The 12,323-nt window shown below is 72.3% G+C and carries 11 protein-coding genes; 9 read left to right on the top strand and 2 right to left on the bottom strand.

All coding sequences use genetic code 11. The annotated features are described in order from the left end of the window. Positions 1-29 precede the first annotated feature (29 nt). Both AB0J36_RS10880 and AB0J36_RS10875 read left to right on the top strand, forming a co-directional pair. The gene (locus tag AB0J36_RS10880; protein WP_363660433.1) at positions 30-1,370 is read left to right on the top strand and encodes an aminotransferase class I/II-fold pyridoxal phosphate-dependent enzyme; all 1,341 of its coding nucleotides are present in this window, start codon (positions 30-32) and stop codon (positions 1,368-1,370) included. 258 nt (positions 1,371-1,628) lie between these two features. Further along, positions 1,629-2,333 carry a UdgX family uracil-DNA binding protein gene (locus AB0J36_RS10875; RefSeq protein WP_357122579.1) on the top strand — a complete coding sequence of 235 codons (705 nt, stop codon included), beginning with the start codon at positions 1,629-1,631 and terminating at the stop codon, positions 2,331-2,333. A 40-nt stretch (positions 2,334-2,373) separates the two neighbouring features. Here AB0J36_RS10875 and AB0J36_RS10870 read toward each other — a convergent pair whose 3' ends face one another. Continuing rightward, a complete protein-coding gene (locus AB0J36_RS10870) occupies positions 2,374-2,604 on the bottom strand; it encodes a hypothetical protein (RefSeq protein ID WP_357122582.1) in 231 nt (76 codons plus the stop codon). Between the two features lie 88 nt (positions 2,605-2,692). Between AB0J36_RS10870 and AB0J36_RS10865 the strand changes: the two genes are divergently transcribed. The 7 genes from AB0J36_RS10865 to rny all read left to right on the top strand — a co-directional run bounded on the left by AB0J36_RS10865 (position 2,693) and on the right by rny (position 11,304). Further along, positions 2,693-3,382, top strand: a complete 690-nt coding sequence (locus AB0J36_RS10865) for a TetR/AcrR family transcriptional regulator C-terminal domain-containing protein (protein ID WP_363660432.1) — start codon at positions 2,693-2,695, stop codon at positions 3,380-3,382. Positions 3,383-3,493: 111 nt separating this feature from the next. Next, on the top strand, positions 3,494-5,098 hold the full coding sequence (locus tag AB0J36_RS10860; protein ID WP_357122588.1) for an FAD-dependent oxidoreductase: 1,605 nt from the start codon (positions 3,494-3,496) through the stop codon (positions 5,096-5,098). 241 nt (positions 5,099-5,339) lie between these two features. Next, positions 5,340-6,761, top strand: coding sequence for an MFS transporter (locus AB0J36_RS10855; RefSeq protein WP_357122591.1), 1,422 nt, complete (start codon positions 5,340-5,342; stop codon positions 6,759-6,761). Positions 6,762-6,765: 4 nt separating this feature from the next. Then, the gene (locus tag AB0J36_RS10850; RefSeq protein WP_357122594.1) at positions 6,766-6,966 is read left to right on the top strand and encodes a DUF3046 domain-containing protein; all 201 of its coding nucleotides are present in this window, start codon (positions 6,766-6,768) and stop codon (positions 6,964-6,966) included. A gap of 184 nt (positions 6,967-7,150) precedes the next feature. Continuing rightward, positions 7,151-8,197, top strand: coding sequence for a recombinase RecA (recA, locus tag AB0J36_RS10845; protein WP_354884861.1), 1,047 nt, complete (start codon positions 7,151-7,153; stop codon positions 8,195-8,197). A 14-nt stretch (positions 8,198-8,211) separates the two neighbouring features. After that, a complete protein-coding gene (locus tag AB0J36_RS10840; protein WP_363660431.1) occupies positions 8,212-8,904 on the top strand; it encodes a regulatory protein RecX in 693 nt (230 codons plus the stop codon). 633 nt (positions 8,905-9,537) lie between these two features. Then, positions 9,538-11,304, top strand: a complete 1,767-nt coding sequence (gene rny, locus AB0J36_RS10835) for a ribonuclease Y (RefSeq protein WP_357122602.1) — start codon at positions 9,538-9,540, stop codon at positions 11,302-11,304. 103 nt (positions 11,305-11,407) lie between these two features. Here rny and AB0J36_RS10830 read toward each other — a convergent pair whose 3' ends face one another. Next, positions 11,408-12,289: an amino acid ABC transporter permease gene (locus AB0J36_RS10830; RefSeq protein ID WP_363660430.1), complete on the bottom strand. Its 882-nt coding sequence runs from the start codon at positions 12,287-12,289 to the stop codon at positions 11,408-11,410. Positions 12,290-12,323 lie beyond the last annotated feature (34 nt).

Raw genomic sequence — 12,323 nt, 5'->3', positions numbered from 1 at the left:
CCCCTTTGTTCTAGTACAATCTCCTGTTTGTGTCAGCACGCTATCAGTTCACCGGGACGACGGCCGCCACGATTTTGGCCAGCATCGAATCGGGCATCCGTACCGGCGCTCTGCCACCCGGCGCGGCCCTGCCGCCGGTGCGGGCCCTCGCCGCCGACCTCGCCGTCAGCCCGGCGACCGTCGCCCGCGCCTATCAGGAGCTGCGCCAGCGTGGCGTGCTCACCACCGCCGGCCGGCACGGCACCCGCGTCCGCCCACGGCCACCGGTGGCCGCCCGTCGCTCCGCGTTGCGCCCCGCGCCCCTGCCCGGCGCGCGTGACCTGTCCCGGGGCGAGCCCGACCCCCGGCTGCTGCCCCCGATCGGTCCGCACCTCGCCGCGCTCGCCGCCGACGCCGGCCCACCGATCGGCTACTCGCAGGCCGGAGTGCTCCCGGAGCTGGCCGAGGTCGCCCGCGCCCGGCTGCGCGCCGACGGCGTACCCGCCGACGACCTCACCCTCACCGGTGGCGCGCTGGACGGCATCGAACGCCTCCTCGGCGCCCACCTGCGCCCCGGCGACGCGGTCGCGGTGGAGGACCCCGGCTGGGCCAACCTGCTCGACCTGGTCGCCGCCCTCGGGCTGCGCCCGATCGGCGTACCGGTGGACGACGAGGGGCCGCTCACGGCCGGGGTGGCGGCCGCGCTGACCGCTGGCGCGCGGGCGCTGGTGGTCACCAGCCGCGCCCAGAACCCGACCGGCGCGGCCGTCTCCGGCGCCCGCGCCGAGGAACTGCGCGCGCTGCTCGCCGGGCGACGGGACCTGCTGCTGATCGAGGACGACCACGCCGCCGAGCTGGCCCGCGTACCCCTGCACCCGCTTGCCGGCACGACCGCGAGCTGGGCCTTCGTGCGGTCGGTGAGCAAACCCTTCGGCCCGGACCTGCGACTGGCGGTGCTGGCCGGCGACGAGACCACCGTGGCCCGGGTGACCGGCCGGACGCGGGTCGGCGCGGGCTGGGTGTCCACCGTGCTGCAACGGCTGGTGCTGGCCCTGTGGCGGGACCCGGCGGTCGACGACCTGGTGGGCCGTGCGGCGCAGAGCTACGAGCTGCGGCGCGCGGGTCTGGTGGCCGCGCTCGCCGAGCACGGCCTGACCGCCCACGGCCGCAGCGGCATCAACGTCTGGCTGCCGGTGCCGGACGAGACCAGCGTGGTCACCGCGCTACGTGACGCGGGCTGGGTGGTGGCGCCCGGCGCCCTCTACCGGATCGCCGCCCCGCCCGCCGTGCGCGTCACCGTCAGTTCCCTGGCCGTGGCGGACCTGACGCCCCTGGCCGCCGCGCTGGCCCGCGCCACCCGTCCCGATCCACCGTCCGGTTTCGCCACCTGACCCGTGGCGACCTCCGCGGGAGGTTTGCCGGGTCCGTGGCGGGTATGCGCGCCGGTGGAGGTGGCTGACATGGCTTCAGGCGGCAATCGAGGGCTCTGGATCGGGGTCGCGGTCGCGGTCATCGTGATCATCATCGTGCTGATCGCGCTCGCGTCGTGTGGTGGCGGTGGCGGTGGCGGCGGGTACTGACGGGGGACCGTCGGATCTCACCTAAGGCAGATCCGGCAGGGCCGGCCGAACAGGTATATAACAGTCGGCATGGCCGAGCAGACCGACGCCGCCCCCGGCGCCCAGCGGTTCATCCCTCCCGAGGCCGACACCATCGAGGGGTTGCGGGCGGCCTCGGGCGACTGTCGTGGCTGCGAGCTGTACCGGGACGCCACGCAGACCGTCTTCGGGCGGGGTGACGAGAGCGCCCGCGTGGTGCTCGTGGGCGAGCAGCCCGGCGACATGGAGGACCAGAAGGGCCTGCCCTTCGTCGGTCCCGCCGGTCGGCTGCTGCGCAGGGCCGTCGACGACGCCGGCCTCGACCCGGCCGTGCTGTACCTCACGAACGCTGTGAAGCATTTCCGTTTTGAGGTGCGCGGCAAGCGGCGCATCCACCAGACGCCGGACCGGATCCACATCGCCGCCTGCCGTCCCTGGCTGGTCGCCGAGTTCGCCCGGCTCGACCCGGCGATCGTGGTGGTGCTCGGTGCCACCGCCGGCAAGGCGCTGCTCGGCCCGTCCTTCCGGGTCACGAGGCAGCGCGGCGAACTGCTGCCCTGGCCCGCGGCGGCCCAGCGCCCCGAGGACTTCCAGCGGGTCCCGGTGGACAGCGCCGGCGCGCTGGCCGACGCTCCGCCGACCCGGCTGCTGGCGACCATCCACCCGTCCGCGGTGCTGCGCGCCGACGACCAGGACGCCGCGTACGAGGGGCTGGTCGCCGACCTCACCGTCGCCGCCCGCGCCCTCGCCGGATAGCCGCGCGGCGCCGTCGCGCCCGCTCGCGTCGGGCCGGGCGTCAGCCGGCGGTGTCGGAGTAGACCTCGACGTCGTAGAGCAACTGGACGTTGCGGCGGCCGTTCGTGACGCCGACGAAGACCGGCTCCCCCGCCAGGGTCCGGCCCTGCCGCCACGCCTGTTCCCGGGCCGCCTCCCGCGACTCGTGATGGCTCCTGCCCTCCTGGTGCAGGTGCAGGACGCGCCGAGCGGTGCTCCGGTCGGTGTCGACGTGGACTCGCAGAAGAGGCATGAGGGGACCTCCGTGCGGTGGTCGGTGTACGGATGTTCAGCTAGCTTACCGACGTTAAGTTTCCTGTCCACCGTATTAGGGTGACGGCATGACAGAGCGCCGTTCTCCCTCGTCGGTGTGGCTACGCCCGGAGCCCTCCCGGACGCAGCGCCGGCCACCACTGACGATCGAGCGGATCGTGGGCGCGGCGGTCGACCTGCTCGACGAGCACGGCATCGACGGCCTCACGATGCGCAGCCTCGCCCAGCGCCTCACCGTGACGGCGACCGCCCTGTACTGGCACGTGCGGACCAAGGACGACGTGCTGGACCTGGCGATGGACCAGATCTTCGGCGACGTGCCGATCCCCGACGCGACCGACGACTGGCCGGAGGACGTCCGCCTCCTCGTCCGCGGCTGGCGCTCCGCCATGCTCCGGCATCCCTGGGCGCCGGGCCTGGTCGGGCGTCCGATGCTCGGCCCCAACGTGTTGGCCCGCACCGAGTTCCTCCAGGCGGCGCTGGTACGCGGCGGCTGCCGTGGCCGCCACCTCGCGGTGGCCACGCGAACACTGGCCAACTACGTCATCGGCGCCTCGCTCACCGAGGCCACCTGGCGCAGGAGCGCCGACCCGGACACGCGGGCCACCGCCCGCGACCATGTCACCGCCCACGCCGAGGCCTACCCGACTCTCAACGCCTCCGGCCACCTCGACGACTCCCGGTGGGGCGACGACCTGCTGTTCGAGGAGGGCCTGGACGGCGTTCTCCGCTCGGTGGCGCGGCACCCACCGTCCTGAGGGTCGCCACGGTATTCAGAAGACCGGATACCTACTGGAAACCGCGTTGCGTGAACGGTGTAACACGCCCTCCACAGACTCACGTGAGTCGATCTTGTAGGGGAGGCGTTCATGAGTGATCAGACGCAGTCGACGGTGAGCCGGCGTGGATTCCTGCGCGCGGTCGGGGTCAGCGGCGGGGCCGGCGCGATGCTCGCCACGATGGGCGCCATGGGTCTCGCGCCCAGCGCCGCCGCGTCGCCGACGCCGGCCTTCCGGGCGCCGGAGCCGTCCGACTTCACGCTGTCCGGGCGGCCGGGCGCCAGCGTCGTGGTGCTGGGCGGCGGCATCGCGGGGCTCACCGCCGCGTACGAGCTGGGCAAGGCGGGTTACCACTGCACGGTCCTGGAGGCGCGGCACCGCGTCGGCGGGCGGAACCTGACCATCCGTGGCGGCGACGTCGAGACCGACCTCGACGGCCACACCCAGCGGGCCGGCTTCTCCGACGGCGTCTACTTCAACGCCGGGCCGGGCCGGATCGCACAGTGGATGGTCACCATGGACTACTGCCGGGAGCTGGGCGTACCCGTCGAGGTCTTCACCAACCAGAACGCCGACGCCTGGATCTACAACGAGTCCGCCGGAATGACCGAGCCGGTCCGCTACCGCACCGCCAAGGCCGACGTCTACGGGTACGTCTCGGAGATGCTCGCGAAGGCCACCGACCAGGGCGCGCTGGACGCGCGACTCACCACCGAGGACCGGGAGCGGCTGCTGTCGTTCCTGCAGAGCTTCGGCGCGATCGGCGGGCGTGCCAGCGACTGGGCGTACACCGGGACCAGCCGACGCGGCTTCTCCACGTACCCCGGCGCGGGTAACGACGTCGGCAGCCTGCTCGGCGCGCCGCCGGCGCTCTCCGACGTCTTCGCCAGCAACGTGGGCCGGTACTTCTCCTTCGAGTTCGGCTACGACCAGGCCATGCTGATGTTCCAGCCGGTCGGCGGGATGGACCAGATCCCCCGCGCCCTCGCCAAGGCCGTCGGCGGGCACCGGATCCGCCTCAACGCCGAGGTGACCGGAGTGACGGACCGGGGCAGCCGGGTCGAGGTGACCTATCGCCAGGGCGGCCGGCTGTCGCAGATCACCGCCGACTACTGCGTGGCCGCGCTGCCACCGCACCTGATGGCCCGGGTGCCGCACAACCTCGGCGTCGACGTGACCGCCGCCCTGGCCGACTTCCCCGTCACCGCCGCCGGCAAGATCGGTCTGGAGTACCGCAGCCGCTGGTGGGAGACCGACCAGCGGATCTACGGCGGCATCACCGAGACCGACCTGGACCTGTCGCACATCTGGTACCCGTCCTACGGCTTCCACGGCAAGCGGGGTCTGGTCGTCGGCTACTACAACACCGGGGCGAACGCTCGGTCCTACAGCGGGCTCACCCCCGAGCTGCGCCAGGAGCGGGCGGTCAGCCAGGGCGTGAAGATCCACGGCGACAAGTACCGCAGCGAGCTGGTCAGCTCGTACTCGCACGCCTGGGACCGGACCCGCTACATCGAGGGCGCCTGGACCTCACCCCGGTACGGCACCGCCGGATACGACCGGCTGCTCCAGCCGGCCGGACGGGTCTACTTCGCCGGGGACTGGCTCAGTCACGAGGTGGCCTGGCAGCACGGCGCGTTCGTGGCGGCCCGCGCGGCGGTGTCCTCCCTGCACCAGCGGGTGATGACCGGCTGACGTCCACGCGTCCCCGCCGGTACTGACCAAGATCCGCGCACCTTCGGGGAACCTGCTGCTTCCCGGCGCGCCGAGCCAGCAACTTCCCTGAAGTTGCGCGGATCTTGCGGGCGTGCGGGCGTGCGGGCGTGCGTCCGGGCGTCCGGGCGTGCGGCAGGGCGGGGCGGGTAGCGCCGCCTGCGGGGCGTCGGGGTTCGGGGTGGGTGCGCGAGGATGGGAACCCCGTCCTCGAGGAGCGCCGATGGCCACCGACCTGACCGAGCCGCGTACCGCCGCCCGACTCGACGTCGCGCCGATTCAGCGGCGCACCATGCGGCTGCTCGTCACCACCCAGATCATCGGTGGCATCGGCGTGACCATCGGCATCTCCGTCGGCGCGCTGCTCGCCGCCCGGGTGGCCGGCACCGCGCTGGCCGGCATCGCGCAGAGTGCCGGGGTGGTCGGCGCGGCGCTGCTCGCCGTCCCGGTCACCCGGATCATGGCCCGGCACGGTCGCCGGCCCGGCCTGGTGCTGGCGTACACGGTGGGCGCCGTCGGTGGCGTCCTCGTGGTGTTGGCGGCGGCCACCCGCTCGGTGCCGCTGCTCCTTCTCGGCATGCTGCTGTTCGGTGGCGGCACCGCCGCCAACCTCCAGGCCCGCTACACCGCCGTGGACCTCGCCGAGCCGGCCCGTCGAGGTCGCCAGCTCTCATTGATCGTCTGGGCCACCACCATCGGCGCGGTGGCCGCGCCGAACTTCGCCGCCCTGGCCGACCGGGTGACCACCGGCTGGGGGCTGCCCGCGCTGGCCGGTCCGTTCGCGTTCAGCGCGGCGGCGTTCGTGCTGGCTGCCGTCGTACTCCTCGGCCTGTTGCGGCCCGACCCGCTGCTCACCGCGCGGCGACTCGCGGCGGCCGACGCCGCATCCGTGCCCGACGGTCCCGGGCCGGTCGCCGCCGTGCCGCCGGGCGGTGCGGCGGCGGCGACCGCCCCCACCGCCGGGACCGCCGGGTCGCCGGCGGGCGGTGGCGTCGGGCCGGCCGCCGCGCCGGTCGGTGCCCGCGCGCCGCGCGGCGCCGGGATGCGGGCGGCCTGGTCGGTGGTACGCGCTCAGCCCGCCGCCCGGCTCGGCATCGCCGCGGTGGCGGTGGGTCACCTGGTGATGGTGGCGGTGATGGCGATGACCCCGGTGCGGCTCGGTGAGTCGCACGCCGACGCCGACGTGCTGCGGCTGGTCGGGATCGTGCTGAGTCTGCACATCGCCGGCATGTACGCGTTCTCCCCGCTCGTCGGCTGGCTCACCGACCGGCTCGGCCGGCGGGCGGTGATCCTGGGCGGGGTCGGACTGCTGCTGGCCGCCTGCGCGGTGGCCGGCACCGCCGGGCACCACACGCCTCGGCTCTCGGTCGGTCTCGTCCTGCTCGGGCTGGGCTGGTCGGGGACGATGGTGGCCGGCTCGACGCTGCTCTCCGAGTCGGTGTCGGCCGATGTGCGGCCGAGCGTCCAGGGATTCTCGGACCTGATCATGGGGTTGGCGGGCGCGGGTGCCGCGGTGCTCAGCGGGTTTGTCATGCAGGTGGCCGGTTATCCCGTGCTCACCCTGCTCGCGGCGGTCGCGACCGTGCCCCTGGTGGCGCTAGCGTTGCGCCCGGTGCCGACCGGGGCGCCGGGTGAGGAGGATTGATCACGTGCGGCTGACCGACTTCTGGGCGCGGTTGGAGGAGGCGTTCGGGCCGGGTTACGCGGCCAGCATCGCCCGGGATCAGGTGCTGTCCCAGCTTGACGGCCGGACCGTCGAGCAGGCGTTGGCGGCGGGGGAGCGGACGAACGTGGTGTGGCGGGCGGTCTGCGCCGCGTATCCCGACCGCGTGCCCGCGCGACTACGCTGAGCAGCCTTTTCGTCGGGTCCGCGTGTCGCTTGTCGAGTCGTACACCTGTTCGGCTATTGTCCACAGCGGGGTGCTCGTCCACAGCTCGCGGCCCGTCGGCTGGTTTTCTGTCGGACCTAGCGCCTAGCGTGTCCGCGTGACGCGAAGCTCAGCAAAGACGCCGGCGAAGGCAGGGGTGGCAACCATGGCAGCAGGGCCTGACCGGGAGAAGGCACTCGACCTTGCTCTCGCTCAGATTGACAAGCAGTTCGGCAAGGGCTCGGTGATGCGGCTGGGAGAGCGGCCGGTCGTCCAGACCGCCGTGATCCCGACCGGTTCCATCGCGCTCGATGTGGCGCTCGGCGTGGGCGGCCTGCCGCGCGGCCGGGTGGTCGAGATCTACGGCCCCGAGTCCAGCGGTAAGACCACGGTGGCCCTGCACTCGGTGGCCAGCGCCCAGCGGGCCGGCGGCATCGCCGCCTTCATCGACGCCGAGCACGCGCTCGACCCGGAGTACGCGAAGGCCCTCGGCGTCGACACCGACGCGATGCTGGTCTCCCAGCCGGACACGGGCGAGCAGGCGCTGGAGATCGCCGACATGCTGATCCGCTCGGGCGCGATCGACATCATCGTGATCGACTCGGTGGCGGCCCTGGTGCCGCGCGCCGAGATCGAGGGCGAGATGGGCGACAGCCACGTGGGTCTGCAGGCCCGGCTGATGAGCCAGGCGCTGCGCAAGATCACCGGTGTGCTCAGCAACACCGGCACCACGGCGATCTTCATCAACCAGCTCCGGGAAAAGATCGGCGTGATGTTCGGCAGCCCGGAGACCACGACCGGTGGTCGGGCGCTGAAGTTCTACGCCTCGGTCCGGCTCGACGTGCGCCGCATCGAGAGCCTCAAGGACGGCACCGACGTGGTCGGTAACCGCACCCGGGTCAAGGTCGTGAAGAACAAGGTGGCCGCGCCGTTCAAGCAGGCCGAGTTCGACATCATGTACGGCAAGGGCATCTCGCGCGAGGGCTCGCTGATCGACGTCGGCGTGGAGCAGGCGATCATCCGCAAGTCCGGCGCGTGGTACACGTACGACGGTGACCAGCTCGGCCAGGGCAAGGAGAAGGCCCGGGAGTTCCTGAAGGAGAACCCGGACGTGGCCGCCGAGATCGAGAAGAAGATCCTGGAGAAGCTCGGCGTCGGGGTCGGCGCGGGCGACGCCGCCGGTGGCCCGGAGCTGCCGCCGGTCGACTTCTGACCGGTCGCTGACCGATGGCAGGACGACGCGCCCGTACGGGGCGGGGCTGGGATGCCAGTCCGCCTCGTACGGGCGATGACGCCGCTCCGCCGCGCCCTCGCCGGGGCGGCCGGCGGGCCGAGTCGCCGGCCGACGAGCAGGCGTCCACACCGCGCGACGAGTCCGAGCTGGCGCGCGAGATCTGCCTGCGCCAACTCGCCGTGCGACCGCGTACCCGCGCCGAGCTGGCCGGGGCGCTGGCCAAGCGGGGCATCTCCGAAGAGGTGTCGGCCGACGTGCTCGACCGGTACGACGAGGTCGGCATCATCGACGACGCCGCGTTCGCTCGAGCCTGGGTGTCGAGTCGACACTCCGGGCGCGGTCTTGCCCGCCGGGCGCTCGCCAACGAGCTGCGCCGCAAGGGCGTGGACGGCGAGGTGGCCACCGAGGCGTTGGGCGAGTTGGACGAGGAGACCGAGGCGGAGACCGCCCGTGCCCTCGTGGAGCGCAAACTGCGTACCGCCCGGGGTGAGCCGGACGCGGTCTTCCGCCGGCTGGTGGGCATGCTGGCCCGCAAGGGTTACCCGCCCGGCGTGGCCATCCGGGCGGTGAAGGACGCGCTCGCCGCGCAGAGCGCCGAGGCGGCCGAGTTCGCCGAGCAGATCGACGCCGACGCCCTGGCCGACGCCGAGGGCGAGCTGGAGCGGGACAGCCGCCCGATCGACTGAGCGGCACGCGCCGAGTGCGGTAGGGGTATGACCCGATGCTGCTGAAAGCCTGCGGTCAATCCCGCGCTGACCCAGGGACGGGTGCGACGGGCCGACGTTGGGTCGCGGGTGTCACATTGACGGCCCGTCGGCGGACCTGTGCGGTCGCTGAACAGGCACGACGGTCGAATCGAGGCGTCGGCTCGCCGCCTTTGTCCTGCCGTGTCCGACACGACATCAGCTTTGCGTGACGCTGCAACTTCTCTCCGTTCGGGGGGTTTGATCATGAGTCCTTGACCAGACCGCCCTCGGAGACCTAGCCTCGCCATACAGGCTCACATTGCCCGACCATTGCAGGCTAAGCGCACAACATAGATCTCGTAACAGAACAGCATCACTTTGGCCGGCTCCACGGCCTTTGGCGGCAGTTCCGGACTGGCCGGTCCGGGACGTCGCGACAACTGCACCCGGTCGCCGACGATGCCCGAGGGCACCGCCGGCGGAGAGAGCTATCTACGGCCAGCCGCTCCGGTCGGGCGTCCACAGCCGCAGGAGTGTGCCCTGGGCACAGTCGCTGCGGTCATGACGTTCAGGGGAGGCGGCCATGGCGGGGCGGCGGCACAGGCGCACGGATGGACCTCGCGGGGTTCCGGCATGAACGCCCTCGACGTGGTGCTCCTCGCGGCCGTCCTGATCCTCGCCGTGGTCGTGGTCGCGGCGGTGCTGGTCGGCATCCGGACGCTGCGCCGGATCGGCTCGACATCCGCCCCGGAGGATCCCGCCTTCATCGCCGAGAAGGACCGTCAGGAGCAGTCCCTGGCCGCCCTGCGCGACGCGGCCGACCAGGCGAACAGCACGATCGACGTGGCAAAGTCCGCCGCCTCCGCGGCCCGCGCCGAAGCGGCGGCCGCCAAAGCCGAGGCGAAGGCGGCCCGGGCCGAGGCCCGGCGAGTGCTCGACGACGCCCGCGCCGAGGCGGACACCGTGCTGGAACGGGCGCACAAGCAGGCCGAGGCGGACGCCGAGCAGCTCCGCACGGCCGCGCGCCGCAGCGGCGAGCGGGAGGTCGCGGTGCTCGCCGCCACGACCCGCGAACAGGCCGCCGAGGTGGAGCGGCGGGCGGCCCGGATGGACGAGCGGGAGCGGCTGCACACCGAGGAGGTGGAGCGGTTCGCCGAGCGGGAGCGGCAGCTCACGGCGGCGGGCGCCGCCCTCGCCGCCCGGGAGTCCGCGCTCGCCCAGCGCGAGACCGAGCTGGCCGAGGCCGAGGAGCTGCGCCGCCGGGAGCTGGAGCGGGTGGCCGGCCTCACCGCCGAGTCCGCCCGGCTGGAGCTGATCGAGGCGATCGAGACGTCCGCCAAGCGGGAGGCGGCGCTCCTGGTGCGCGACATCGAGTCCGACGCGCGCAACACCGCCGAGCAGCGGGCCCGGCACATCGTGGTGGACGCGATTCAGCGGGTCGCCAGCGAACAGACCGCCGAGAGCGTGGTGAGCGTCCTGCACCTGCCCGGGGACGAGATGAAGGGCCGCATCATCGGCCGCGAGGGCCGCAACATCCGGGCCTTCGAGTCGGTCACCGGCGTCAACCTGATCATCGACGACACCCCCGAGGCCGTGCTGCTCTCCTGCTTCGACCCGGTGCGCCGCGAGGTCGGCCGGCTCACCCTCGAGAAGCTCGTGCTGGACGGGCGGATCCACCCGCACCGGATCGAGGAGGTCTACGACCTGGCCCGCCAGGAGGTGGAGCAGCTCTGCCTGCGCGCCGCCGAGGACGCCCTGGTCGAGGTGGGTATCACCGAGATCCACCCGGAGCTGGTGACCCTGCTGGGCCGGCTGCGCTACCGCACGTCGTACGGCCAGAACGTGCTCAAGCACCTCGTGGAGACCGCGCACATCGCCGGCATCATGGCCGCCGAGCTGCGGCTGGACGTGCCCACCATCAAGCGGTCGGCGTTCCTGCACGACATCGGCAAGGCGCTCACCCACGAGGTCGAGGGCAGCCACGCCATCATCGGCGCCGACCTGGCCCGCAAGTACGGCGAGCACGAGGACGTGGTGCACGCCATCGAGGCGCACCACAACGAGGTGCCCCCGCAGACCATCGAGGCCGTCCTCACCCAGGCGTCCGACGCCTGCTCCGGTGGTCGGCCGGGCGCGCGCCGGGAGAGCCTCGAGGCGTACGTCAAGCGGCTGGAGCGGATCGAGGAGATCGCGGCCGGCAAGCTCGGCGTGGACAAGGTCTTCGCCATGCAGGCCGGCCGGGAGATCCGGGTGATGGTCAAGCCGGACGACGTCGACGACATCGGGGCGGCCGTGCTGGCCCGTGACGTGGCCAAGCAGATCGAGGAGGAGCTGACCTACCCGGGTCAGATCCGGGTCACCGTGGTCCGCGAGTCCCGGGTCACCGAGATCGCCCGCTGACCGACCCGATCACCACGAATTCAGCAATATCGGGGTGTCCCCTCAATGGGGACACCCCGATATTGGCGAAACTGGGTCGATCACACTCCAGGCGGTCGTCCGGTCAGATCATCGCCGTTGAGTCTCGACCGAAGTCCTGGGACGGCACTACCTTGGCCGCAGTTCGCGGCATGCGGCCCAGCCGCCGCTGCAACCACCACGCGAAGATCGACAGCAGCCCGCAGATCGTGATGTAGACGGCCGCCACGATCAGGTACGTCGGCACGTACGGCAGCCCGAACGGCAACCGGCCGCCGATCTGCTTCCCGGCGAACAGCAGCTCGGGGTACGTGATGATGAAGCCCAGCGCGGTGTCCTTGAGCAGCACGACGAGCTGGCTGACGATCGCCGGGAGCATCGACCGGACGGCCTGCGGCAGCAGGATGAGCCGCAGTACCTGGTTCTTGCGCAAGCCGATCGCGTACGCGCCCTCGGTCTGCCCGTACGGCACCGCGTTGATGCCGGCGCGGAAGATCTCCGCGAGCACCGAGCCGTTGTAGAGCATCAGCCCGATGACCAGCGCCCACAGCTTGTCGATCGACCAGCCGTACTGCAGCGGCACGTAGTAGCCGAAGAAGATCAGGATCAGCAGGGGGATCGCGCGGAACAGCTCCACCACGAACGTCGACGGGGCCCGCAGGACCCACTTGTCGCTGAGGCGGCCGCTGGCGAAGATCGCGCCGAACAGCAGCGCCAGGACCGCGGCGATGCCGGCGGCCTTCAGCGTCGCCCACAGGCCGCCGAGCAGCTCGCGTTGCACCGAGGCGTACTGGAACTGCTCCCACTTGCGAGCCTCGAACTGCCCGGTGTCGGCGAACTTGTAGCCGATGTAGGCGAGCAGGGCGATGATGCCGGCGGTGGAGACGACGCCCAGGATCGCGTTGCGCCGCTTGGCGCGGGGACCGGGCAGGTCGTAGAGGATCGACGCCTGGCTCAACTCAACCACCCTCCGTTCGCGACTGCGGGGCTCGCAAGCTCAC

The organism is Micromonospora sp. NPDC049662, from assembly GCF_040675055.1.
Classification (GTDB): Bacteria; Actinomycetota; Actinomycetes; order Mycobacteriales; family Micromonosporaceae; genus Micromonospora.
The sequence above is the reverse complement of the archived record's forward strand: the minus strand, read 5'-3'. Positions and strand labels throughout refer to the sequence as shown.